At 44.9% G+C, this 23,520-nt stretch carries 25 protein-coding genes; 17 read left to right on the forward strand and 8 right to left on the reverse strand.

The features are described from left to right. Positions 1-73 precede the first annotated feature (73 nt). Positions 74-484, forward strand: a complete 411-nt coding sequence (locus CSH93_RS12320) for a GNAT family N-acetyltransferase (protein WP_164078362.1) — start codon at positions 74-76, stop codon at positions 482-484. Between the two features lie 54 nt (positions 485-538). Then, positions 539-949, forward strand: a complete 411-nt coding sequence (locus CSH93_RS12325) for a cupin domain-containing protein (RefSeq protein WP_205663326.1) — start codon at positions 539-541, stop codon at positions 947-949. 73 nt (positions 950-1,022) lie between these two features. Here the strand turns inward: CSH93_RS12325 and trxC are convergent, their stop codons facing one another. Genes trxC through CSH93_RS12340 form a run of 3 tightly spaced genes read right to left on the reverse strand, consistent with a single transcriptional unit; the run spans position 1,023 to position 4,392 of the window. Beyond that, positions 1,023-1,460: a thioredoxin TrxC gene (gene trxC, locus CSH93_RS12330; RefSeq protein ID WP_100643570.1), complete on the reverse strand. Its 438-nt coding sequence runs from the start codon at positions 1,458-1,460 to the stop codon at positions 1,023-1,025. 56 nt (positions 1,461-1,516) lie between these two features. Then, positions 1,517-3,022, reverse strand: a complete 1,506-nt coding sequence (locus CSH93_RS12335) for an Hsp70 family protein (RefSeq protein ID WP_100643571.1) — start codon at positions 3,020-3,022, stop codon at positions 1,517-1,519. A gap of 53 nt (positions 3,023-3,075) precedes the next feature. Continuing rightward, positions 3,076-4,392, reverse strand: coding sequence for a tetratricopeptide repeat protein (locus tag CSH93_RS12340; RefSeq protein ID WP_100643572.1), 1,317 nt, complete (start codon positions 4,390-4,392; stop codon positions 3,076-3,078). 124 nt (positions 4,393-4,516) lie between these two features. On the opposite strand from CSH93_RS12340, the gene CSH93_RS12345 reads away from it, so the two are divergent. From CSH93_RS12345 to CSH93_RS12355, 3 genes are all read left to right on the forward strand, one after another. After that, complete coding sequence (locus tag CSH93_RS12345; RefSeq protein WP_100643573.1) at positions 4,517-5,980, forward strand: S41 family peptidase; 1,464 nt, start codon at positions 4,517-4,519, stop codon at positions 5,978-5,980. Between the two features lie 101 nt (positions 5,981-6,081). Next, on the forward strand, positions 6,082-6,744 hold the full coding sequence (locus CSH93_RS12350) for a hypothetical protein (RefSeq protein ID WP_100643574.1): 663 nt from the start codon (positions 6,082-6,084) through the stop codon (positions 6,742-6,744). A 123-nt stretch (positions 6,745-6,867) separates the two neighbouring features. Further along, positions 6,868-9,198, forward strand: coding sequence for a carbohydrate binding family 9 domain-containing protein (locus CSH93_RS12355; protein WP_100643575.1), 2,331 nt, complete (start codon positions 6,868-6,870; stop codon positions 9,196-9,198). Positions 9,199-9,201: 3 nt separating this feature from the next. Here CSH93_RS12355 and CSH93_RS12360 read toward each other — a convergent pair whose 3' ends face one another. Next, positions 9,202-9,681: a cupin domain-containing protein gene (locus tag CSH93_RS12360; protein WP_100643576.1), complete on the reverse strand. Its 480-nt coding sequence runs from the start codon at positions 9,679-9,681 to the stop codon at positions 9,202-9,204. 90 nt (positions 9,682-9,771) lie between these two features. On the opposite strand from CSH93_RS12360, the gene CSH93_RS12365 reads away from it, so the two are divergent. Then, entirely contained in the window at positions 9,772-10,233 is a 462-nt protein-coding gene (locus tag CSH93_RS12365) for an NfeD family protein (RefSeq protein WP_100643577.1), read from the forward strand. A 46-nt stretch (positions 10,234-10,279) separates the two neighbouring features. On the opposite strand, the gene CSH93_RS12370 is transcribed toward CSH93_RS12365, so the two are convergent. Further along, on the reverse strand, positions 10,280-10,492 hold the full coding sequence (locus CSH93_RS12370; protein WP_100643578.1) for a hypothetical protein: 213 nt from the start codon (positions 10,490-10,492) through the stop codon (positions 10,280-10,282). Positions 10,493-10,599: 107 nt separating this feature from the next. Here CSH93_RS12370 and CSH93_RS12375 point away from each other — a divergent pair, with 107 nt between their 5' ends. The 4 genes from CSH93_RS12375 (at position 10,600) to rplI (ending at position 12,672) form a co-directional block, all read left to right on the forward strand. Next, entirely contained in the window at positions 10,600-11,478 is an 879-nt protein-coding gene (locus CSH93_RS12375; protein WP_338063505.1) for a DMT family transporter, read from the forward strand. Positions 11,479-11,576: 98 nt separating this feature from the next. Continuing rightward, entirely contained in the window at positions 11,577-11,954 is a 378-nt protein-coding gene (rpsF, locus tag CSH93_RS12380) for a 30S ribosomal protein S6 (protein WP_100643579.1), read from the forward strand. An 11-nt stretch (positions 11,955-11,965) separates the two neighbouring features. Further along, complete coding sequence (gene rpsR / locus CSH93_RS12385) at positions 11,966-12,193, forward strand: 30S ribosomal protein S18 (protein ID WP_100643580.1); 228 nt, start codon at positions 11,966-11,968, stop codon at positions 12,191-12,193. 26 nt (positions 12,194-12,219) lie between these two features. Further along, positions 12,220-12,672 (forward strand): 50S ribosomal protein L9, encoded by a 453-nt coding sequence (gene rplI, locus CSH93_RS12390; protein ID WP_100643581.1) that lies wholly within the window; start codon positions 12,220-12,222, stop codon positions 12,670-12,672. A gap of 57 nt (positions 12,673-12,729) precedes the next feature. On the opposite strand, the gene CSH93_RS12395 is transcribed toward rplI, so the two are convergent. Both CSH93_RS12395 and CSH93_RS12400 read right to left on the reverse strand, forming a co-directional pair. Then, positions 12,730-13,326, reverse strand: a complete 597-nt coding sequence (locus tag CSH93_RS12395) for a tRNA-uridine aminocarboxypropyltransferase (protein WP_100643582.1) — start codon at positions 13,324-13,326, stop codon at positions 12,730-12,732. Then, positions 13,313-13,975 carry an MOSC domain-containing protein gene (locus tag CSH93_RS12400; protein WP_338063506.1) on the reverse strand — a complete coding sequence of 221 codons (663 nt, stop codon included), beginning with the start codon at positions 13,973-13,975 and terminating at the stop codon, positions 13,313-13,315. Before CSH93_RS12400 ends, CSH93_RS12395 begins: the two co-directional genes overlap by 14 nt. A 191-nt stretch (positions 13,976-14,166) precedes the next feature. Between CSH93_RS12400 and CSH93_RS12405 the strand changes: the two genes are divergently transcribed. The 5 genes from CSH93_RS12405 to CSH93_RS12425 all read left to right on the forward strand — a co-directional run bounded on the left by CSH93_RS12405 (position 14,167) and on the right by CSH93_RS12425 (position 20,782). Continuing rightward, on the forward strand, positions 14,167-14,736 hold the full coding sequence (locus CSH93_RS12405; RefSeq protein ID WP_100643583.1) for an RNA polymerase sigma factor: 570 nt from the start codon (positions 14,167-14,169) through the stop codon (positions 14,734-14,736). Then, positions 14,729-15,247: a hypothetical protein gene (locus CSH93_RS12410; protein WP_100643584.1), complete on the forward strand. Its 519-nt coding sequence runs from the start codon at positions 14,729-14,731 to the stop codon at positions 15,245-15,247. The genes CSH93_RS12405 and CSH93_RS12410 overlap by 8 nt, the downstream gene beginning before the upstream one ends. A gap of 21 nt (positions 15,248-15,268) precedes the next feature. After that, positions 15,269-16,261 (forward strand): DUF4097 family beta strand repeat-containing protein, encoded by a 993-nt coding sequence (locus CSH93_RS12415; protein WP_100643992.1) that lies wholly within the window; start codon positions 15,269-15,271, stop codon positions 16,259-16,261. Positions 16,262-16,390: 129 nt separating this feature from the next. Continuing rightward, a complete protein-coding gene (gene dnaB, locus CSH93_RS12420) occupies positions 16,391-17,782 on the forward strand; it encodes a replicative DNA helicase (RefSeq protein WP_100643585.1) in 1,392 nt (463 codons plus the stop codon). A 294-nt stretch (positions 17,783-18,076) separates the two neighbouring features. Beyond that, the gene (locus tag CSH93_RS12425) at positions 18,077-20,782 is read left to right on the forward strand and encodes a CHASE domain-containing protein (protein ID WP_100643586.1); all 2,706 of its coding nucleotides are present in this window, start codon (positions 18,077-18,079) and stop codon (positions 20,780-20,782) included. Positions 20,783-20,892: 110 nt separating this feature from the next. On the opposite strand, the gene CSH93_RS12430 is transcribed toward CSH93_RS12425, so the two are convergent. Further along, on the reverse strand, positions 20,893-21,492 hold the full coding sequence (locus tag CSH93_RS12430; protein ID WP_100643587.1) for a hypothetical protein: 600 nt from the start codon (positions 21,490-21,492) through the stop codon (positions 20,893-20,895). Between the two features lie 260 nt (positions 21,493-21,752). On the opposite strand from CSH93_RS12430, the gene CSH93_RS12435 reads away from it, so the two are divergent. Beyond that, the gene (locus CSH93_RS12435; RefSeq protein WP_100643588.1) at positions 21,753-22,559 is read left to right on the forward strand and encodes a sulfite exporter TauE/SafE family protein; all 807 of its coding nucleotides are present in this window, start codon (positions 21,753-21,755) and stop codon (positions 22,557-22,559) included. Between the two features lie 243 nt (positions 22,560-22,802). Beyond that, complete coding sequence (locus CSH93_RS12440; protein ID WP_100643589.1) at positions 22,803-23,453, forward strand: peroxiredoxin; 651 nt, start codon at positions 22,803-22,805, stop codon at positions 23,451-23,453. Positions 23,454-23,520 lie beyond the last annotated feature (67 nt).

The raw sequence follows: 23,520 nt of genomic DNA on the forward strand, positions 1-23,520 counted from the left end.
CAAAGAATTTAACTCACCAATGTGGTTGAGTGAGAACAATCGATATGCGTGAAAAGAGGCTTTATTGACCTAAATGTCATTCATCATAAAAGAGGTTGCACCAACTTGCGTTGAGTTTGCGGCGCTACGTAAATTGGTAGGTTGGGATAATCCTGAGGATATCGTACTGCAGGCGAGCATCGATGCTTCGCTGTTTTGGATAACTATCTATTCAGGCGCACAATTGGTTGCAACAGGCCGAGTAATAGGTGACGGGGCGATGTATTTTTATATACAGGACGTTATTGTCCACCCGTCTTATCAGCAGCGTGGTTTGGGTCAACAGATCATGTCAGCAATTGAGCGTTACCTTGACGCAACCTGCCAACAGGCCGCTACGGTCGGCCTATTATCTGCCCAAGGCAAAGAGGAATTTTATCGGCGTTTTGGCTTTATAGAGCGTGACGGTAAAACGCTCGGTTTAGGTATGTGTAAATTTTTATAGCGGCTACACTGTTCAATTTGGACACGACTACGCATAACAATTTGAGGAAAAAACATGAACGCAATGCGAAGATTTGGTTTACCTACCCTGTGTGTGCTTTTCTTGGCTAGCTTTTCTATACATGGGGTAGCTCAGGGATCCGCTGCGGGCCCAGTATTGGAAAGTTTGCTGAAACAAAAATTAAAAGGTGTAGCGAATACCGAAGTTGTCGTCAGTAAGGTGCAGATCCCTGCGAACACCAGTTTATCCAAACACTGGCATCCAGGCGAAGAGTTTGCTTATGTTTTGGAAGGCAGTGTTACGCTGTGGCAACAAGGCCTAGAAGACAGATTGCTCCAGGCTGGAGAATTAGCCAGCATTCCATTAAAACAAATTCACACCGCAGTGACCGGCGATGAGGGTGTCACGCTGCTAGTGTTTCGTGTTCATGAAGAAGGTAAGCCGGAGCGCGTTATTGTTGAATAGCCTTGTTGTATTAGCATATCGAATGAGCCAAACGACCTAACCGATGGCAGCAAACGGGCCAATCTTACAGTTTTTAAGATTGCATCAACTCTTGGATCGACTGAACAATCCACGCCCTTAATTGTGGCTCGGATAAGGCACCTGACACTCGGTTTACCTCTTTACCGCCATAAAACAATACAAGTGTTGGAATGCTGCGAATACCGGCTGCAGCGGATACCTGTTGTGCATGCTCAGTATTTACTTTGGCAAATAACAGCGCTTCGGTTTCGGATGCGACTTTGGCAAACACAGGCCCCATCACCTGACATGGACCACACCAACTTGCCCAGTAGTCGACCAAAATGGGTAAATCGTTCTTTTCGATATAGCGATTGAATGTTGAGTCACTCAGCTCGACGGGGGTAAACGTATGCACGGCTTGTTTGCACTTGCCACAAGATGCATCTGTATGTGACTTATCTTCAGGTATGCGATTAATCGCGCCGCAATGTGGACAAACAATATTCATACTAACCTTTCCTTTTTACTAACTGACGCTTGGTGGTGACCCGGTCGCGTGCTCGTTCAATTATTGAGTTTCGCCGCCTGAATTGCCAGCCCTTCGCAAACTGAATTGAAGGCATCGTTTTCGAGTAATGGCAAGTTAGCAAGCAGGCTCTCACACAATGCATTTCGGACGATTGGAGAGAGGCTCATCCCTCCCGTTATCATCACGACTTCCGGCGGATTACTGCTATTCGCTAAGCATTCTTCAATTAAGCCTTTTACTTTACTTAACCACGATTGCATTGATTTCTGTAGCGTTTGAGTGCTAATCGAAACATCGAAATCAGGCTCAATGTAATGCAATGGTAGGGTAATGTCGTCTTTACTAGAGAGTAATTCCTTCGCTAACCTGGCAGAGTTTACAACGCGCGCAGAGAGCTTTTCTTCTTGAATAATCAATAAGCGCTCTAGCTGTCGCGGCTCTTTAGTTATCGACATTGTTTGCGCAATTTCTAAGCCGTAATCGTCTGAGAAGAAACGGGTTAATTTGGGAATATCATCAACTGCACACATGTCTGAAAAATAAGTAGGCGGTACCGGTAAGCCGTTTTGCATTTGTAAGCCCATTCCCATGTGGGGAGCCAATGCCTTTAATACCAAACTTTTATCGCACTCCATGCCGCCAAGTCGTTTGCCCGTTACCGACAACACATCTTGCTGTCGGTCGACATGCGCATTCTTTTCTGGCGATAAATTAATGCAACAAATATCCGTAGTCCCACCACCAATATCCACAACAAGCGCGGTAGTAAGTCGATCTAAGGAGCGTTCAATTTCATAGGCTGCGGCGATAGGCTCCTCGAGGAAGTCCACATTTTCAAAACCCGCTAATCGTGCAGCTTGAGACATAATGTCGATTGCCTGATTGTTACCAGCTTCGCCACGTGTACCGTGGAATTTTACCGGTCTACCAATTACCGCGCGGGTCACCACTTTGTTTAACTGTTGTTCAGCACATTGTTTGAAATAAGCCAGTTGTTTGGCAATCATGCCGACAAATGCTGTTTTTTGACTACCTTCCAGTGAGGCTCCGAGGAAGTTTTTAGGCGAATAAATTAAACGGCCCTTGTCAGGCATCTTAAGAAAGCGTCTAAAGCCTTCCTCGCCAAAGGCAAACTGACCCGTTTCAACCAATTGTTGCAATGACAATTGTTGCACTGTCATATCTTTTAATAATAGCTGTATGGCTCGTCGTTGAAGCGCAGGACGGTCATGAAATTGACCGCGCAGATCATCAATCCGGTCGCTATAAACTTGTTGCTCATTGGGATCTTGCGCTTCGTAGTAGCCTTGCTTGGCTTTTTCGATTTGTTCGCCAATGACCCGCTGGATCTGGCTTACTTTGGCTTCAATTGCGTCGGCAGGGGGGATCGGTAATTCATCCTCATAATAAATGAAGATTGATGAGCGAATTTTGTTGCTGTTCTCAACTAAAGGGTCGAGTTTTATATGCTGATGATGACGTCCGTCGAAGTAGACTACTTCTGAGTTCGAGGTGCCATAATCGATACCAATTGCTGCCATGCCAATGAGTGTTTAAAAAAAATGAAGCGCGGATTGTATAGGATATATGCGGCTTATTCATTGCTAAATTGTACGCAAATGTCGTTTCCTACCCGTTGTTTGAACTCATTGCATAAGCGCTCTGCACTCGCAGTTTCACCTGACTCGAATAAAATAGTCGCCAAACGTTGGGTAGCGCGAGCATTTAGGGGGGCAAAACTGAGTACATGGCGATACCACAATTCCGCTTGTTGCATGTTGCCGAGTTCCTGATATTTGTGCCCAATCATAGCACCCATGTCGGCATACCAAGGTGCGATTTGCGCGGACTGATCTTTATATACGACGGTCATGGCCGAAAACGCGCGTTCAAAATAGGGTATTGCTTCGGCTTGTTGGCCTTTCAATTCTAGTGTGTCGCCAATGTTGATATAAGCATCCCAAGCGTGCTTATCGAGCTCAACGGCCTTTTCGTAGTGCGTAATTGCACTATCAAATTGACCTAGCGCCGCGTGCACGAAGCCGAGTGCTTTATATGCTTTTGCTGATCGCGGATCGAGTTCAACGGCTGATTGAGCGAGGGATTGTGCACGAGCGAGCTTGCGTTGAGCTTGTTCTGATTGCGTAAGCCCTTGTTCAATTGCATCAGCAAGACTTTTAATTTGAATGAGCGTGTTTTGGGTTTTTGCTGGCCATCGGATCACTTGTTGCACTATCGCATTTGCCAGTCCGGCTTGAGCATGACTTGACGAAGGGCGAAGCGCCATGGCTTGCTGATATAGGTCGATTGCCATTTCGTTATCTTGTCTACGCATTTGCATGTAGTAATCGTCTGCCTGACTTAAAATGAAGTCGCCCTCGTCTTCCGAATGTGGCTCTTTTTGAAATGGATTCACTAGGAACATGCCGCCGATGAAAATAGCACCAACAACAAGGGTACTGATCAAGAGTGCTACTGGCCGGTGTGGTTTCATCTCGACTATGGATGAAGGAGGTTCCGTCGTCTCTTGCTGTGTAACGACTATTTCATTAATAGGGCCATGCCAACGAACTTCTTGAGCTATAAGCCGATAGCCCCGCTTGGGGAGCGTTTCAATAATGCTCGGCGATTTGGGGTCATCGTTCAGTACTTTCCTTACTCGTGAAACACAGCGAGTGAGTGAGTCTTCACTTACAACTTGGCCCGGCCATAAAACCTCGAGCAGTTGGTCTTTCTCGATGAGTTGAGCCACGTGTTTACTTAGTATCTTGAGTAAATAGATCCCTTTGGGTTCAATGCGGGCAATAGGATCATATTGCTGGGTTTTTTCGGCATCACTGTCAAATAGCCATACTTCTCCCGATGACATATCAATAAGCCATTGGTTAATTTGAAGTTTCCGGCCGCTCATATACTCTTGGACACCTTATAAATCGTGCGCTCAGACTTTTTTCCGAAGAATATCAGGCTTTCGTCAGGACATCATGTGCAATTTATTCGACGGTATTCTCACTTTATAAACAGAGGAATTCTTAATGCTGTCGAAAAAGCTTTTATCCACATTTTTTAACCTTGTTTTGCTGTTTAGCATTGCAATATGCTGTGCAAATGCCTCGCAAACAACGTATTCAGTAGAACAACTGAAGTCAGACTTTACTGAGCTTTACACTGAAATAGCCCGTTCGCATTTTGACTTATATGCGCATTTGCCAAAGCCGGATTATGACGCCGCTTTTCAACAGTACCTGCACGGTATTCGTGCACCAATGACCGAGGCTCAAGCTAGAATTTATTTTCAACGCTTCGTAGCGCTGGGACGCGTAGCCCATGCCAAAATTGATTTGCCGATTCAGGACTTCCTAACCTATCGCGGAAATGGTGGCACTATGTTGCCTTTGTTCGTGCATGTGCGTGAGCAGGGGGTGTTTATCGACGAGGTATACGCCAAAGAGCCCCGTTTGCAAGCTGGTATGCAAGTGACGCAGTTGGATAATCGCGACATGGCGTTATGGATTGACGACATGAGTGCGCTGATATCAGCGGATAATCAACGTTTGGCGAATACATTAATTGAATCGCAAATGCCATTTTTGATTTGGCTCTTAGTCGGCGAGAAATCGCAGTTCAGTGTAACCGTGGAAAGTGGTGAGGTTTCACAGACTCTGAAGATTGAGGCATTGACGCGAGAGCAGCAATCAGCGTTGGTTCAATCCGCCTCATCAGAGAATGATGAGCCTCGCACTGCTAAGATGTTGGACAACGGTATCGCGTATCTGCGACCAGGCCCGTTTTACAACATTGATGATCAGACAAAAGACACATGGGACAGTAGCCATTTTACACGATTTATAGATGCGGCATTTGACGAGTTTTTAACTGCAAACGCCAAAGCGTTGTTAATTGATCTGCGCAGCAATCCTGGCGGCACGAATTCGTTCAGCGACCATATGCTTGGTTGGTTTGCCACTCGACCATTTCGCTTTGCCTCATCATTTGAGATAAAGCTCAGTCAGGCAGCAATAGACGCCAATAAAATAAGGTTAGCGAACAGCAGCGGTGATGACCGTACGTCTCGACTACTCGCTGAGCGCTACCAACAACAGAAACTGGGCGATGTCTTTTCTTATGAGTTTCCGCTTACCCATCCGCGTGAAGGCAAGCGTTTTACGCAGCCTGTTTTTGTGCTTGTTGACCGTTATTCGTATTCAAATGCCGTTTCCGTCGCTGCGATAGTGCAGGATTATGGTTTTGCTACTGTGTTGGGAGAAGAAACCGCCGATCTCGCAACAACTTACGGTGCAATGGAGCATTTCACCCTCACCCATACAGCATTTGAAGTGGGGTTTCCAAAGGCGCTAATCGTTAGGCCAAATGGCGACAAAAAGCCAAGTGGCGTAATGCCTGATTGGCCAATAGACGCTGGTTCGTCAGTACCGCAAGGAGACAGTATGTTGGAAATGGCGTTGTCTCGAATAGCGGGTGAGTTGAAGGGCAAATAGAAGGAGAGGGGAGTTTGCACATAAAATTGAATGGAAAAGTTCGATCACCTTTTTGGGGAATTGCGTATAATTACCAAAGGTGAAGTTTAAAGCAGATAAGCATGGTCAGATTGTTGGGTGGGTTGTTGTTATTCGTGGTAGTCAGTGCATTTGCCGAAGAAGAGCCTGCGCCACCGCCACCGTTGGATCCCAAGTATATGGGGGAGCATCATTTTGTATTGATGTCGAGTGAATCTGACCTATACGCTGCCTATTTGCCACGCTACTCCTCTCCTAGTGATCTGCAACTGGTTTATTTGGTCGATGCGAAAGGGCCAAACCTATTCTATTTGGTCAGAGACGCAGATCTGGTTACCGTAAAAACCAGTGAATTTAACTTGGAGCGTCTTATCCGTGGCGAAAGCGTTGCGTTAACACTCGACGCGTATTTGGGAGATTTTCGCCTCGGTGCTAGTCAGGTATACGATGATGTGGCGGTCAATTTTAGTCGCAGCTTGTACTATCGCTCATTAGAGAGTCCAGAACCGAGCGGTTTGCGCCAAACATACGATATTGTTGAATTAGGCGGCGACGAACGACTTATGGTGCACAAGATCAAGCGCCCCCCAAGCTTTCAGCATATCGTGTTAGTGGAAGAGGCTCGAAACTGTGTGAATCAATTCTTTATGGATGAATTGGTGCCCAGTGAAAATTCGTTGTTAATGAAACTGTTATTTTGTGGTTCATTGAAGCCCCTTTACTACAACGCTAGCGACTTTCAATAATCTTGATAAATATGAACAGAAGTGGGGCACAACGAGCTGCCTCACTTGGTATTTTTGTGAAATATGACATACTGATGTGCAAAGCAAGAATGGATACGTAAATCACCCAATTTGGATAGGTAAATGACAAGCAGGATAATAAGAATAATAAGCCTGACTTTTGGCGCGTGGGCCTTCGTGGCATCAGCTGATGATGCGGCAACCAATGAGCCATTGGCGCTTGCACCGCTTACAATCCCTTTTATCGAAGGCGCGGCCACACTTGATGGCGTGCTGGATGAACCTCAATGGCAACGCGCCGCCAAGCAATCGCTTGATTATGTTACAGAGCCATTTGAAACTAATCGACCAGCGCCTGTTACCACTGATGTTTTTATCTATGAAGATGGAACATCTCTGTATGTCGCTTTCGTAGCACAAGATCCTGATCCCGAGGCCATTCGGTCTTTTTATCGTGACCGCGACTTTATATTCGGTGGTGATATGGTGGGGGTCAAACTCGATACCTTCAACGACAGTCGTCTTGCGTATCAGTTCTTCGTGAATCCATTTGGGGTTCAAGCTGACGTTATTGAAAATGAAATGACCGGCCTTGAAAGTGAGTCGTGGGATGCGATTTGGGAATCAGCCGGTAAGATCACTGAAAACGGCTATGTGGTTGAGATGGCGCTTCCGCTGAGAACGATGAATTTTAATGAGGGCGATCGCACTAAAACTTGGGGTGCAGAATTCCTACGCTTCTATCCTCGTGACCATTTTATGCGGATTTCCAACATTCCGCGTGATCGTAATAATTCTTGTTTGCTGTGTCAGTTAGAAGAAATAAGCGGCTTTGAGTCTGCCTCACAAGGTAACAATTTGGCCGTTATTCCTACTGTGGTAGCAGGTAAAGGGCGTTCGCGTGATATCTATTCCACGCGTGATTGGGACTACGACAGCAATCAGGAAATTGGCTTAGATATTAATTGGGGGATCACGCCCGAATTTACCTTACAAGCCACCCTTAATCCTGACTTTTCTCAAGTTGAGGCGGATGTTGCCCAGCTGAGCATCAATAACACATTTGCGTTATTTTTTGATGAGCAACGCCCGTTTTTTACGGAGAATGCCGATTACTTCTCGTCAAACCTAAACCTTGTCTATACGCGTAACGTTGGTGCGCCAGATTACGGCGCCAAAGTAACGGGGCGCGTAGGTGAACACTCGGTTGGGGTGTTTGTGGCGAATGACGATGCCACTACATTTCTTGTGCCTGGCAATTTGGGCTCCTCTGTCGCAGAAATTGCAGAGTCTTCAAATAATGCAGCCATTCGTTATCGCTACGACCTTGCTGATGACATTTCGATCGGTTTTGTCAGCACGCTGCGTAAATCAGACAGCTACCATAATTACGTAAATGGTATTGATGTGCGTTATTTGATAACCGAAAACGATGAGCTTAGAGCCCAGTGGGTCGTGTCTGATACGCAGTATCCTGACCAATTATATCGTGATTATTGTTCCGAAGACTGCTTCGTATCAGAAGAGTTAAGTGAAGAAGCGTTGCGAGTTCAACGCAGTGATAGCTTTACTGGTCGCGCTTTTCGCGTGAATTACCGACACGAAACCCACGATTGGTACGTATATGCTGACCATTATGCCAATGGTGCTGATTTTAGGGCCGATTTAGGCTTTGTATCGACCGTCGATCACAATAAGTCTGTGCTAGGCGGCGGCTATTTTTGGTGGAACAACGACAGTTGGTGGAACCGCATTCGAGTAGCCGGTGATTGGGATATTACACATAACGACAATGGTGAATTGCTTGAAAAGGAAATGGAGGCGAATGTCAGCATTCGTGGAGACTTCCAAAGCTATTTTGAAGTAGGCATGTTGTCGCGCGATCGGTCGGGTTTACGTTGGGACAATACGTTACTCAACATTGATGATAATACGGACCGGTTTGACGAGAAACAATGGCACTTATTTGCTGAAGCCCAGCCGAATGAGATCGTCTATTTCAATGCCTTTTTAAGCGTAGGTGATCAGATAGATTTCGCCAATAATCGCTTGGGAGAGCGGGTACTTATCGAAAGTGAGGTAGAGCTGAACATTGGTAAGCACCTCTACGTTGGTGGCTATTTTCTCTATAATGACTTTGAGGTCGCGCAACAGCCTTTGTTTACCGCTAAAATCTATGATGCGCGCTTCACCTATCAATTCGATACACGTCAGTTCTTGCGCTTGATTATGTCATATTCGGATATTGACCGTAATCAGCAGAACTACTTACGACCCGTCGATGCGGAATCGCAGGATCTGAGTTGGCAACTGTTGTACAGCTATAAGATCAACCCTTTGACGAAGTTCTTTGTCGGCATTTCTGATACCTCATTTAACGATGATAGTTTGTCTCGCCTAACCAGTGCTGAACAATCAGTGTTTATGAAATTTAGCTATGCATGGTTGCCATAAGCTTTATACAAATGGGCTCCAGGCAGGTTGGTGAACGGAAAGCCAGTCTGCCTCTGCTTTATTCATAAATCTAAAATCTTCAAAATCAAAACCGGGCGCCACGCTACAGCCCACCAATGAGTATTCGCCGGTTGATTCAGCCGCCTGCCAATGTCCCGCATTAATAACATGGGCAAAATGCGGACTGTTACCAATCTCTATTGTGTCACAGGCAACGGATTGGCTCTCTGTCAAAGGCTGGTTATTGCGAATATGATGCAGTCTAAGCGGCGCTCCCGCATAAAAATTCCATACTTCATCGTGGGCAACGCAGTGGAAACGGCTTTTCTGTCCAGCCAATAGAAGAAAGTAGATATGCGTCATTGCATTGCGGCTTTTTCCGTTCTGCGGCGAGCAAACTTGATGTTCAGAGCGAAATACTTCAGAGAAGTAGCCACCCTCTGGATGGGGTTTTAAATTAAGTGATGTAATCAATTGCTGCATTTTTCTGCGGTTGAGGTAATCTGTTTGTCGTCAGTTTGCAACACTGACAGAGGTAATGACAAGTTGAGGTCGTGGGAGGAATGAAATCGGGTGTTTGGGTTAACTGAAGATCTCGTATTCGCGTGTTTTATCGCAGGCGTTTTACTGATTGGCCTGGAATGGTTGATTTATCGCTTTAATTCCTTGGTTTGCTTCTCCTTTGGGTTGGGCTTTGTTTCTGCTGGCGGATTCGCCTATTTCCAAGTTATACCACTTGGTTGGGCAAGCATGCTCGCGTGTATGTTTGTGACGACAGTGTTTTTCTTAGTCGCATTTCGTCCCTCCTTTAAAAATTTACGCTCAAACCTAGATGGAACAAGGTCTGCCCGGGATCTAATAGGGTATCGCTTCTTACTCGTGAATGATGTGAGCTCGGCACAAAAAAGTGTTCATCATTACTCCGGCAGAGCTTGGCGGCTGCGCAGCAAAGATTCAATAAAAGCAGGAACTTGGGTCGAAGTGATACGCGCTGATTTGGGTGAGTTTACCATTCGTCCACGCTACGACAGATAGTCTGTCGCAAAATGTCGACAAACGATTAGTTTTCTCGCCAGAATAGTTATTGAATTCGTCTGGCGACTTTTTGTTTATTTCGATCGTTGCGTTTTTTATCTTTAGCTAGCAAAATCCGCCCCAGCAAATATCCCACGTACAAACAGCCCACTAACAGTATGATTTCATTCGAAATCGGGCCAGACTGAAATAAGGTGTATACGGTGATGGGCGTACCGATAAAAAATAATACTGCGATTAATGCGCCGAGAATACTCATACTACTGAACCTTTAAAACTAGGATGGATGTTTGGTTATAGAGTACGTTGCTAAATACGTACCAAGTCTTAAATCGAGTGTAGAAGTCACATTGAGAGATAACTTAGATGATGATAACAGGTGAGATTGCCGCACTAACCACAGCCTGTTGTTGGGCAATAGCAGCGCGAATGTTTCAAATGCTAGGAGCATATTTTAATCCACTGGCATTGAATCTATGGAAAGGTGCATTAGCAGCCGGTGTACTGGTCTTGGTAACAGTGCTTTTTCCTGTTCAGTTCACTCTGAGTCATACAGCAATGGCTTGGCTCGTACTGAGTGGTGTGATTGGTATCGGTTTGGGCGACACGTTTTTCTTTCGTGCGCTTAATTTAATCGGCGATAGTCAGTCAATATTGGTCGCTGAAACCTTGGCCCCCATTCTAACGGCGTTGCTAGCGATGGTGTGGATCAATGAATGGTTAACCTGGCAGCAGTGGATAGGTATAGCATTAGTTATTATTTCTGTAGATGTCATTATTAAGTTACAAAAGCGCGATAACACCAAGCTCTTTTCGGTTACCGGATACGTTTATGCTGCTATGGCAGCCGTTTGTCAGGCGGTGGGAGCCGTTATCAGTCGTGATATTTTAACCACTACCGGAATTGATGCTGCGAATGCTTCTTTATACAGACTCCTCGGTGGCTTAGCTGCTATTGTAGTGCTAATGCTGGTACTTAAGCGATCCTTTAAACCGGCACGCCCGTTAGGGCGCAAAGGCGTTAAATTACTGCTGTGGGCTACGCTGTTGGGCACATTTGCAGCGCTATATTTGCAAATGGTTGCGTTTGCTAACACCAAAGCTGCGATTGTACAAACGCTATTCGCAACCAGCGTCATCTTATCGCTGTTTGTCGCTAAGTGGCTGGGTGAAAAGGTGGACAAACGTACCTTTATTTGGTCCTTTCTTGCGTTGCTAGGTGTGAGTGTGTTGATTTTGTCATAACACCTCTGTATACTCCGCGCCCTTACAGCCAACCAACCCGTTCCTTGTCTCCATGCAGAAGGCTGTACTGCCCGAGACTACAACCGTAAGGAGCAGACATGCGTCATTACGAAATCGTTTTTATGGTTCACCCTGATCAGAGTGAACAGGTCCCTGCGATGATCGAGAAGTACTCGACTATCCTTAAGCAGGATGGCGGTCAGATCCACCGTCTAGAAGACTGGGGTCGTCGTCAATTAGCTTACCCAATTGAAAAGCTACATAAAGCACACTACGTGCTAATCAATGCTGAAGCAACTGCTGAAGCTGTAGAAGAACTTGAAACTGCATTCCGTTTCAACGACATCGTTCTACGCAACCTTGTGATGCGTACTAAATCTGCGGTAACCGAAGCGTCACCAATGATGAAAGAAGAGCGTCGTGAGCGTCGCGAAGAAGCTCCAGCAAAACCTGCTGCTAGCGCAGATTCAGAATAAGGAGAATTACCATGGCTCGTTTTTTTAGACGTCGTAAATTCTGCCGTTTTTCAGCTGAAGGCGTAGCAGAGATTGATTATAAAGATATCGCTACTTTGAAAAACTATATCACTGAGAGCGGTAAGATTGTTCCTAGCCGTATCACAGGTACAAGTGCAAAGTATCAGCGTCAGTTGTCAACTGCTATCAAGCGTGCACGCTTCCTAGCATTGTTGCCATACACTGATTCACATAAGTAATTGGCGAACTAATAGGGGTATTGTAGATGGACATTATTCTACTAGATAAAATCGCCAACTTAGGCGGATTAGGCGACAAAGTCACTGTTAAATCTGGCTACGCACGTAACTTCTTATTCCCTCAAGGAAAAGCAGTTCCTGCAACTAAAGCTAACGTTGAGAAGTTTGAACAACGTCGTGCAGAGCTAGAAGCAAAAATTGCTGAACAGCTTAAAGCTGCTGAAGCGCGTGCTGAGAAAGTTCAGGCATTGGCTGAAGTAACTATCGCTGCTCCAGCGGGTGATGAAGGTAAACTTTTCGGTTCTGTTGGTACTCGTGACATCGCAGAAGCAATCACTGCTGCTGGTGTAGAAGTAACTAAAGCTGAAGTTAAATTACCTACTGGTACTTTACGTGAAACAGGCGAGTTCGAAATTGACTTGCAGCTTCACTCTGACGTGATGACATCAATTAAATTGATCATCATTCAAGAAGCATAAGCTTAATTGCTTTCCAAAGAACCGCTGCGGTCATGCCGTTAGCGGTTTTTTTATGCCTCAATTTTCCTGCCGTTCAGATTGAGGGCCTTGCCAGTGCAATTGTAGCTGTTCCAATACCTGCATAAAGGGTTTTTCATCAATATTTTCGATGTCATGCAATGCATGGGCGATGGCTTCTATCGTGCTCAAACTGTTGTTGTCTGGAGCCTGACGTATCCGATAGCGAGTCTGATGCTCAGGTGTAATCGCGATAGCGGGTAACTGATGTAGCCATGGATTATTCATCCATAGCTTCCGTGCTTTGCGCCATGAACCATCAAGCACAATTAAATGATCGATAGACTGTTGCTGCGAGTTCGTTGGCGATAGCGAAATCGCCTCTGCGCTAGGGTACAGCACCACACTATTACTGCCATGTGAGATTCTTTCGCGAATACTAGGGAAATCATCCGCCACTATGCCGACTTCTATCAGTGTGGTTGGCATTATTAGTGGTACTAGGCGTGCTGTGTTTTTGGCATGCTTTTGCTCACTAGGGTCTTGTAAAATACTCACCAATATCGACGTGTGAACCTGTGTTACTGCACTGCATACGCATGTTGCTGTAGGGTAATGACACGCTGAGCAGTATGCTCGGGAGCTAGTTTTCAACATTGCGCTGGCTAAGGCTGTCTGCTCGCTTGCGCAGTCTAACTTGCCATTCTGGATCGAGCGCTACTTGCTCGGCTGCTTGTCTTAATTGTGATTCGCTCGCATGCTTATTGTTAACACACTGCATAAATTCAGCGATGGTCATGGCATTGGATGAGGACGACTCAAGCGTTACGCTATCGCCTACCCTGATTACGCCTGGATTCAGGACGCGGTAGTACCAGCCGCAAATATTGTGCTGATTAACAAAGCGGTCAAGGTTATTGATGCCAAAGCGTTGTGATATCTTGTTGCAGGGGACTCGCGGTGAGCCCACTTGAATAGTGGCTTCTCCCATAGTGTAGATATCGCCGATCCGCACATTGTTGTCGTTCATGTCTTTGACTGAAATATTTTCACCAATGCTACCGGGTACGAACTGCTGACTATTATCAGGAAAATGCTGTTGGAAAATGGCGTAATTGCTTGGTGCATATTGATGTAAAACTTTTTCCTTACCGCCATGGAGCTTTTTATTTCCTTGCTCATCTTCCTCTGTACCGTCAAAAAATACAGTAAGCTTCTCTACCGGGGCTTTCACGATGCTGCTTGGCGCCCCTCTGGCACCAAATGGAACTGGCTTAGCGGCAAAAAGTTGATCTATCAGCATCATTTCGTGGTCTTCTATAGTATGGTGAAACCAATATTTCGACAGTGTAATACAACCTGCAGCGCTGTTTGAAAAAATTTTTTTTAGCAGGTTTAAACCTTCGGTGTAGACGTTGCGACAAAGCTTATAACTCTAACCGGTAACCTGCAGTGACAGACAGGCTTGAACTGACACTGCAATGGAAAACAAGCGACATGGCAGAACCGCAAAGTAGCGTAGTAGACGCGCAATATACATTTGCAGAAAAAGCTGAGCGAGATGTAATTAAGTCAGCCCAGCGAGGATGTAAGCAAGCATACAGGAAACTGTATGACGCTCACGTCGGGCGAGTGTATGCCTTGTGTCTGCGCCTAACGGGCGAAAAGACTATGGCAGAGGATGCAACACAGGAAGTGTTTATTCAGCTGTGGCGTAAGCTGGAAAACTTTAACGGACAAAGTAAGTTTTCAACGTGGCTGCATAGCGTAACGTCGAATATTACGATCTCGTATATTCGTAAGCAAAAAGGCTGGTGGCAGCGCACATTCAATATTGAAAGTTCGCCCGCGATGGAAAGCTTGGCAGAAGAGTCTGCCGATAAGGTAGCTTTGGATGAATATATTATGCGGCTACCGGAGAGAGCGAGACATGTGTTTGTATTGCATGCACTAGAAGGATACAGACACGAGGAAATTGCAGACATGCTAGATATGGCAATAGGTTCAAGTAAAGCGCAATTTCATAGAGCAAAACAATTATTAACGGAGTGGATGGGTGATGAGTAAGCAACATCAACAATTGCAGCAAGCCATTAACGATCTCCCGCGTGAAAAAATGCCCGAGCGAGACTTGTGGCAAGGTATTGAATTAGGTATCGAGCGTCAGGATGCGCAACACCAGCAAGAGGTGCGACCTAGTGGAAGTAATCGCTGGCAGTATTCTGTTGCAGCAAGTGTGGCGTTTGTAGCGGTATTGGGGTGGTTAGCGTTTGCACAGCTTAAGTCTCCCGACGTAGAAGGTCCCGCTCAACCAACCGCTGCTGAATTAGCGGCAGTATTGGCAAACGATTACGACACGCAAAAGCAATCACTGTTAGTTAGCGTGCAAGACCAGCCAGCGTTAACAGAGAATTGGCAAGAGCAATTGGAAGAGCTCGAGGATGCTGCTGCTGCAATAAAGGCTGCGCTGAAGCAGGACCCTAATAATACAGCATTGTTAAAAATGCTGCAGAACGTATATCAACAACAAATTGGGCTTATTGAGCGAGTCCATTCGCCGAAATGGCGCCAGATTTAGAAGAGGTATTGGATCATGACTATGAATACAACAGAAAGCCGTAATTTATCGAGATTCGCTATCTCATTAGGAGCATGTTTAATGCTGGTGTCGCCAACGCTATTGGCAGGTCAAAAAATTGATCAGCGTTTAGACGTCGATAGCGATAACTATATCGACATTGAACACATGAATGGCAAAGCGGTCGTCAAAGGTTGGGATAAGGACGAAGTGTATGTTCAAGGCGAATTAAGTGATAGAGCCGAAGAGTTTGTGTTTAAGCGCCGCGGCAATAGGGTCGAAATCTCTGTTGAAATGCAACACAGCTCCTATCGAGACGGAAATTGGAAGAATTGGAAAAACGACGAAGGTGACGATTTGACTATTTTTGTGCCCAAAAATAGTCGCGTACAATATGAGTCAATCAATGCCAATTTTGACGCGGAAAATCTGCATGGCGGGCTAGCCGTTGAGGTGGTTAACGGGCATATAGACGTTAACGATATGACTGGGCGCATTCGCTTAGAGTCAGTAAACGGTGACATTCGTGCACAGAAGTTATCGGGTGATGTTCAATTAGAAACAGTGAATGGCTCAATTGAAGGTAAACACAGTGGTAAAGGTGATATCAGTTTCACGTCAGTGAATGGCAACATTGATATCGCCTCAGATAGCCCTGAAATTGCAGCGGAAACCGTCAACGGAGACTTAAGGCTGGAGCTACAAGAAGTCAACGACTTGGATTTGAGTACGGTAAACGGTCGAGTCGAAGTGAGTATGGATTTGGCCGATGATGGTGATGTGCGCGTATCCAGTGTGGGTGGCTCTATTGAGTTAATGTTTCAACAAGGTGTATCCGCTCGCTTTGACATTGAAGGGCACGCTGGCGGTCGTTTTATTAACCGTTTGACAGACGACAAAACACAAAAAGATAAGTACGGTCCACGCCGTTGGTTGGAATTCAGCACTGGCAATGGCGAGGCAAGAGTAGAAGTCTCAACCGTTAATGGCCGTGTAGAATTATTGCATCGATAAGACGCAGTACACAGATATACAAAAGCAATTGAGCCTCAGGTTCAATTGCTTTTTTTATGTTCGCAACGATATATCTCGGATAGAATTTATTGCATAATAGTCGACCGTGTTTAAACAATGTGATCGCTCGTGGAAGTTGTAAAGCCGTCTAAAAAAGACACCACAATCGAAAAACTCAAGATACCGCCTCACTCTATTGAAGCTGAGCAGTCGGTGTTGGGCAGTATGCTCATTGCACCCGAATCTTGGGACACGGTGACGGAAATCATTGGTAAAGACGATTTTTATAATCGAGCGCATCAAACGATATTCAGTGCGATTTTAGACCTACTGAAACAAAACTATCCGATCGATTTGATCACCGTGTCAGAATATTTAGAAAAGAACGACACGTTAGAAGAAAGCGGTGGCTTTGCTTACCTCGCAGAGCTAGCAAAAAATACCCCCAGTGCAGCCAACGTGGCAGCGTATGCCAATATCATCAAAGAAAGAGCCATTACGCGAGAATTGATTGGTGTTGCGCACAATATCGCTGAGATAGGGTTTAATCCCGAAGGCCGAAACAGTATGGAGATCTTGGATTTTGCTGAATCTAAGGTCTTTGAAATTGCAGAGAAGCGCACGGGCGAAAACGAAGGACCGCGTGATGTCGAAAAGGTGCTGGGCAAAACCGTCGATCGCCTAGAAGCATTGGTCAAATCGGGTAAAGAAGTTACTGGTGTTACAACAGGGTTTCATGATCTCGATAAGAAAACCAGTGGCTTACAGCCGTCTGATTTGATCATTGTTGCAGCCCGACCCTCAATGGGTAAAACCACATTTGCCATGAACTTGTGTGAAAACGCGATGATGGCGGAAGAGAAGCCCGTATTGGTATTTAGTCTAGAGATGCCATCGGAACAGTTGATGATGCGTATGCTCGCATCCTTGAGTCGAGTCGATCAAACTAAAATTAGAACGGCACAATTGGACGATACCGATTGGTCACGCATTTCTCGCACAATGTCGATGCTAAAAGATAAGAATAATTTATTCATCGATGATTCTTCAGGTCTAACGCCTATGGATGTGCGCACGCGGGCGAGAAAGATCGCACGTGATAATGGCGGGATCAGCCTGATCATGGTCGACTATTTGCAGTTAATGCGAGTGCCGAGCTTGGCAGATAATCGTACTTTGGAAATCGCTGAAATTTCTCGTTCATTGAAAGCGCTGGCGAAAGAGTTAGAAGTACCGGTTGTCGCACTGTCGCAGCTAAACCGTGGTTTGGAACAACGTGCAGATAAGCGCCCTGTAAACTCGGACTTGAGGGAATCGGGTTCAATCGAGCAGGATGCGGATTTAATCATGTTTATTTATCGTGATGAGGTATATCACGAGAACAGTGAATATAAAGGCGTGGCTGAAATTATTATCGGTAAGCAACGTAACGGTCCTATTGGTACCTCTAGGTTGACGTTCCAAGGTCAGTTCTCTCGTTTCGATAATTACGCCGGTCCTGAGATAGCAGACGAATACTAGCGTCTTTGCTTTAAGGTTACCCTAGCCTGCAGCCCAACACTTGCTCATCCAAACAGCTTTTATTCAGCATTCCAATGCGTTGTCACATACCACTATTCTCCCTTGCCCGATGTTGATACAACCGATCTCGCACTCTCATTTGGAGTGAACAATGTTGGAAGAAAAATTCGCCAACATTTTACTGGTACGTTTACCTTAAAACTGTCTACACTGATTGTATGGAGAAGTTATTAACAACAACTGCTTATAAACGGAATCACAAGTAGTTTGAGTGGAGTGCAAAGCTACTAACTCATGGGTTTACGTCAGTCTAGTCTAGAATCAGTACAAAGCAGTATTGTTAAAGCGCTTTGGGTGCCCGTGCTGGTACTGCTATTCGGCTATTTTTATGCGGTTGAACAAGATCAAACCTTTCGTGCTGAACAACAAAGGCGGATTGTTGATGCGCTAGAAGCCCGCCTAGACACTGTAACAATAGAAGTAAAAGAGCGCTTAACCTTATATACCCATGGTTTGTATAGCGTAAAGGCATCTGTCATGGCTGTAGGTCTAGATAATCTTGACTATGGCTATATGCGAGGCTTTTCCGAGAGTCAGGATTATCACCAGCAATACCCAGGCGCTAGAGGTTTTGGCTTTATTCGTCTAGTGCAACCAAACGAGTTAGCTGATTTTATTCAGTCTGCGAAAAACGATAGACCCGACGGAGAGTTCGATCTTCGTACGCTAACCCCTCATCAAGACAGTTTGTTTATCATCCAATACATTTTACCGGAGTTTGTAAATTTACAGGCAATTGGTTTGGACATAGGTTCTGAAGAAATGCGGCGCGCTTCTGCTATTCAGGCCGCTGAAACTAACTCCATTCAACTGACAGCGCCCATCACCTTGGTGCAAGCAGACCAAAAACGTTTACAAGGCTTTCTGATTCTGCAACCAGTTTATACCAGTATTGAAGCGCCCAGTGAGAGCGAAGGCAGGATGAGTGCTTTAATCGGTTGGTCTTATGCGCCTTTGTTAATCGATGAAATTTTGTCTTCAGTGAATGCTTTACAAGATGATGTCATGTTGTCTATTCGTGATATTACCAATGGCGAACCTTTCTTATTTTTCGGCAAGCAAGTTGAAAACAGTGCGCATGATTATGAAGTATCCAATTCCTTATCTTTATTTGGCCGTGAATGGCAACTGTCAGTTACCGCTGATCAACGGTTTGTGAATAAGCTTGGTCTGGCGGACAACAGCCAGGCATTTAAAAGTGCTGTGGCGATTTCTATTAGCTTGGCATTGATTATTTTCAGTATTCAAGTTGTGCTAATCAGGCGATCTGAGAATAAGAACTATGAAGTCCGATTAGCCAAAGCCAAACAAACAGCGCTAGAAATGAGTAACGAGAAGCTTGAGCGCGAGGTAGCGGCACGTACAAATGAAATCAAGCAAGCCAATATTCTACAACGAAGTATTTTGGAAGGGGCTGGCTACGCGTTGATCGCAACGGATGAGACGGGCTTGATAAAAGCATTTAACCCTGCGGCAGAACGTTTATTAGGGTATAAAGCGTCAGAAATGGTTGGTAAGCAAAGCCCTGCTATTTTTCATGATGAAGGCGAGGTGGTTGCAAGGGCTGGGCTGTTATCAGAAGAGTTGGGGCAATTAATAGAACCTGGTTTTGAAGTGTTTGTGGCCAAAGCTAAGCAGGGTGGTACGGACAGTAATCGTTGGACCTATATACGCAAAGACGGCAGCCAAGTTCAGGTCTTGTTAAAGGTCACGTGTTTGCATGATGAACGTGGCAATGTGTATGGATTTTTGGGCATTGCGTCTGATCTGAGTGAGCAGTTAAAAAGAGAAGAAGAGCTGTCTAACGCTAAAGAACTTGCCGAAAAAGCGAATGAAGCCAAATCCCACTTTTTGGCTAATATGAGTCATGAAATCCGAACCCCAATGAATGGCATCTATGGTGCTTTGCAGTTACTGCGGCCATCTGTGACATCACCCCAAGACCAAGAGTTATTAGACAAAGCCATTTATTCTTCGCGTACCTTAACGACAATCATTAACGATATACTCGATTTTTCAAAGATTGAAGCTGGCAAGTTAGTTATCGAGCAGCACGCATTCCGTCTCTCCACAATGCTTGATTCCTTGAAATCGGATTTAGCCTTAATGCTGGGTACCAAAGATGTTGAATTAAGCATTCAGTCTGATGTCGATCAAGATATATGGATTGGTGATGCAGTGCGTATACGCCAAATCCTGCTTAATATTTGTAGCAACGCGATTAAATTCACCGACGTTGGGCGAGTGGACATTAAAGTTAAACAAAAGGGGGATGAGGGGCTTAAGATAAGCGTAACGGATACTGGTATAGGAATGTCCGAAGAAGTGCTTGAACGCTTATTCACACGGTTTGAACAAGCCGATTCGTCAACAACACGCAAATATGGAGGTACAGGGCTAGGAATGGCTATTAGTCATTCATTGATTGACTTAATGGGCGGCGATATCAAGGTGGTTAGTGCCCCAGAACGAGGGTCTAAATTTGTCTTAACACTTCCTTTAACACTTGATAAAGACGCAACTATAGAAGAAGTGGCCGCCGCTAATTCAGAGTCCAAGAACCTTGAAGGTTGTCGGATCTTGATTGCGGAAGACAATGATATAAATCGCTCTATCATTGAAGCTATGTTGGTCGACACCAAAGCGAACTTGTACTTCGCCGTCAATGGCCTTGAGGCTATTGATTTGGCGTTGAAAGAAAATCCCGATCTAATCTTAATGGACATTCAAATGCCGGAAATGGACGGTGTTGAAGCCTGTAAACATATAAAGCAGGCACAACCAGAGCTACCCATTGTAGCTCTGACCGCTAACGTAATGGCCAAGGACGTTGAGCTATACAAAAAAGTTGGCTTTGATGATCACTTGGCCAAGCCTATAGATTTACCCTTACTGTTGAAAACGATCCAACGATTATTACATGCAGACAATGCAGGGTAGCTAACCATCATTTAGTAACACATTTTCATCACATGTTAGTCTGTGAGTCGATATACCAAACGTTTTGTAAGTGCGTAAGTCAGCATTTCGCAAACAGTTTCTACATGTCGTTACGTGTTGATCGAACGCATTAATTTTTCGATGGGATCTTGTTCCATTGTTGGACAATGTTCGACTAGTGTGGGCTCCGAATTACTGTCTTCATTGAAAGACCAGCATTTATCAAATACCGAGCAATAGCAAACGCCAACGTCGATGTCAGCAGCGTCGTCTCCAATGTACTTTGACGCTAACTTTACAAATGCGGCTTTATTTTCTTCGGTTTGCTCCCAAGAAATTCTCAAAATGGTTTTGCTTTGGCCGGCGCCCATGATGCCGCGCAGAGGACTACTGAATATGCGTCTTGTGCCTTGCAGTTCGGGTACCAGTGCCAAATTATCGAACTCTTCAAACGTTTCGATGGCTTGTCCATTTATCGATAAACTAGATGATTTCAGAAGAGCGGGCCCTACACCTAGGTTTACGGCTTCTAAAGCGATATACAGAGATGACTCATCAGCATCAATGGTCATATCAACATCAACTATTGGCCAAACTGAGGCGTGCTGTTGCGCACGCATGACTTGAGACTGATCCCACGCGACAAAAAGTGCGGCGACTGAAACTATGATTGCAGTAACCGCAGCCAACGTTTCCAAATTTAACTTCACAATACAAATTCCTTCTTGAAACGAGCGATTTTTACATCTTATAACTACACTGGTCGAAGCAAAAGCCTAATGAGATAATCACTACTTAATTCCATGATACATGCGCGATTGATAGTGCAGTAAAAGGCTTTCTAATTTTGAATACAAAAAAACGATTATAGTAATCTATATTTCTTCATTTGAATGCAGCTTGAAATGTATATATTGAATGCACTATATATGTTTAAATTGCATAACAATATGACAAGGTAGGTATTGCGGTGATTATCTTAGGTTATTTCGCAACCATTTTAATGGGCTTGGTGTTGGGGGTTATCGGTGGTGGCGGTTCCATTCTCACGGTGCCTATCTTAGTGTACTTAATGGGAGTTGCCCCCGAAACGGCTACTGGTTACTCATTACTCATCGTCGGTGCTAGTGCTGCCTTTGGCGCAATGAGGTACTTCAAAGCAGGTATGATTGATGTGAAAGCCTCTTTGCTCTTCGCTATCCCTTCAATCATAGCGGTGTACCTATCGCGAGCCTATTTAATGCCAAATATACCTGACGTAATACTCACTGCACCGATAGAGGTCACGAAAAATTTTGCCATCATGGTGTTATTCGCGCTGTTAATGTTGGCCTCTGCAGGGGTTATGTTGAAGAAAGCCTACAGTCATAAAGCCGTGTCGTCCGAAACGCATATTCCGCAGTCTCCAAGGATTGGCTTGATCATCCTAGAAGGCGCTGTAGTGGGTGTTGTAACCGGTATTTTGGGTGCTGGTGGTGGTTTCTTGATTATCCCCGCTTTAGTGTTATTACTGGGTATGCCCATGAAAAACGCGGTGGGCGCTTCATTGTTTATCATTGCATTAAAATCATTGCTTGGCTTTATTGGGGACTTAAATTCCGGTATTGAACTTGAAGTTCCATTGATACCGCTGATGTTAGTCGCTACCTTTGTTGGAATGGCGGCATCAGCCAAAGTCGCTGGAAAGCTGGAAGGCGCCACCTTGCAAAAGATTTTTGCCTTCTTCACTTTGATTATCGCTATTTTCATCATCACCAAAGAGCTGTTTTTCAGCTGATCCTATCAACAGCAGCGTTGTGCCGCTTGATGCGAAGCAACGCTGCACTTATGTATTTCTTGCAGTCCTTTTGCCTATTTCACTGAAGTCTAAAACGTTTAGTGATGAGTACTTTTTCAACTTCATGACTGAATAGAAAAGGCCTATCAATACAATCGTAATTTTAGATTTTAAAAGTGTATGTCAAATGTATATTATTTATTTGTCCAACGAGATACTGATTAAAAATTTGGAGAATAAATCATGACTACTGAAACAAACGAAGTATTGAGCTTCCCGCAATTAAACCGACCAGCCCCGTCTTTTATAGCGAAAACTACCCATGGCATGCGTTCGCTAGAAGATTATAAAGGTAAATGGTTGGTGCTGTTTTCTCACCCTGCAGATTTCACTCCAGTGTGTACCACGGAGTTTATTGGATTTGCGAACGCGTCAGCTCGCTTTGCCGCAATGAATTGTGACTTATTGGGTCTTTCGATCGATAGTGTTCATTCTCACATAGCTTGGGTGCGCAATATTAAAGAAAAATTTGGTGTAGATATTAATTTCCCAATTATCGCTGACTTATCTATGGAAGTTGCTAAGTCATACGGCATGGTTCAACCGGGAGCGAGCGATACATCTGCAGTAAGAGCTACCTTTATCATTGATCCTGAGGGAATTTTACGTGCTATGGTTTACTACCCGATGAGTAATGGCCGATCTATCAATGAATTTGTGCGCTTATTAGAAGCGCTTCAAACCAGTGATGCGAATAGTTGTGCGACGCCAGAAAACTGGAAAGCCGGTGATGATGTAATCGTTCCACCGCCTCACACAACAGATGATGCGGCAATGCGACAGGATCAAGGTTATGATTATGTCGATTGGTATTTCAGTAAACGGGCACTTTAAGATAAGCCAATGTCTTATTGCTGAAGATTGTGGCAGAAAGCCACATTCTTCAGCCGTTATAGGAGAT

Origin of the sequence: Neoalteromonas facilis (assembly GCF_002807665.1) — a bacterium.
GTDB lineage: Bacteria > Pseudomonadota > Gammaproteobacteria > Enterobacterales > Alteromonadaceae > Alteromonas_E > Alteromonas_E facilis.

Coding starts and splice junctions, on each gene's coding strand:
- rplI (WP_100643581.1), top strand. CDS start 12,220: ATGGACATTATTCTACTAGATAAAATCGCCAACTTAGGCGGATTAGGC.
- CSH93_RS12415 (WP_100643992.1), top strand. CDS start 15,269: ATGAATACAACAGAAAGCCGTAATTTATCGAGATTCGCTATCTCATTA.
- CSH93_RS12400 (WP_338063506.1), bottom strand. CDS start 13,975: ATGATGCTGATAGATCAACTTTTTGCCGCTAAGCCAGTTCCATTTGGT.
- CSH93_RS12320 (WP_164078362.1), top strand. CDS start 74: ATGTCATTCATCATAAAAGAGGTTGCACCAACTTGCGTTGAGTTTGCG.
- CSH93_RS12395 (WP_100643582.1), bottom strand. CDS start 13,326: ATGTTGAAAACTAGCTCCCGAGCATACTGCTCAGCGTGTCATTACCCT.
- CSH93_RS12350 (WP_100643574.1), top strand. CDS start 6,082: ATGGTCAGATTGTTGGGTGGGTTGTTGTTATTCGTGGTAGTCAGTGCA.
- CSH93_RS12410 (WP_100643584.1), top strand. CDS start 14,729: ATGAGTAAGCAACATCAACAATTGCAGCAAGCCATTAACGATCTCCCG.
- CSH93_RS12405 (WP_100643583.1), top strand. CDS start 14,167: ATGGCAGAACCGCAAAGTAGCGTAGTAGACGCGCAATATACATTTGCA.
- CSH93_RS12340 (WP_100643572.1), bottom strand. CDS start 4,392: ATGAGCGGCCGGAAACTTCAAATTAACCAATGGCTTATTGATATGTCA.
- CSH93_RS12360 (WP_100643576.1), bottom strand. CDS start 9,681: ATGCAGCAATTGATTACATCACTTAATTTAAAACCCCATCCAGAGGGT.
- rpsR (WP_100643580.1), top strand. CDS start 11,966: ATGGCTCGTTTTTTTAGACGTCGTAAATTCTGCCGTTTTTCAGCTGAA.
- CSH93_RS12440 (WP_100643589.1), top strand. CDS start 22,803: ATGACTACTGAAACAAACGAAGTATTGAGCTTCCCGCAATTAAACCGA.
- CSH93_RS12425 (WP_100643586.1), top strand. CDS start 18,077: ATGGGTTTACGTCAGTCTAGTCTAGAATCAGTACAAAGCAGTATTGTT.
- CSH93_RS12375 (WP_338063505.1), top strand. CDS start 10,600: ATGATGATAACAGGTGAGATTGCCGCACTAACCACAGCCTGTTGTTGG.
- CSH93_RS12335 (WP_100643571.1), bottom strand. CDS start 3,022: ATGGCAGCAATTGGTATCGATTATGGCACCTCGAACTCAGAAGTAGTC.
- CSH93_RS12345 (WP_100643573.1), top strand. CDS start 4,517: ATGCTGTCGAAAAAGCTTTTATCCACATTTTTTAACCTTGTTTTGCTG.
- CSH93_RS12370 (WP_100643578.1), bottom strand. CDS start 10,492: ATGAGTATTCTCGGCGCATTAATCGCAGTATTATTTTTTATCGGTACG.
- CSH93_RS12325 (WP_205663326.1), top strand. CDS start 539: ATGAACGCAATGCGAAGATTTGGTTTACCTACCCTGTGTGTGCTTTTC.
- trxC (WP_100643570.1), bottom strand. CDS start 1,460: ATGAATATTGTTTGTCCACATTGCGGCGCGATTAATCGCATACCTGAA.
- rpsF (WP_100643579.1), top strand. CDS start 11,577: ATGCGTCATTACGAAATCGTTTTTATGGTTCACCCTGATCAGAGTGAA.
- CSH93_RS12355 (WP_100643575.1), top strand. CDS start 6,868: ATGACAAGCAGGATAATAAGAATAATAAGCCTGACTTTTGGCGCGTGG.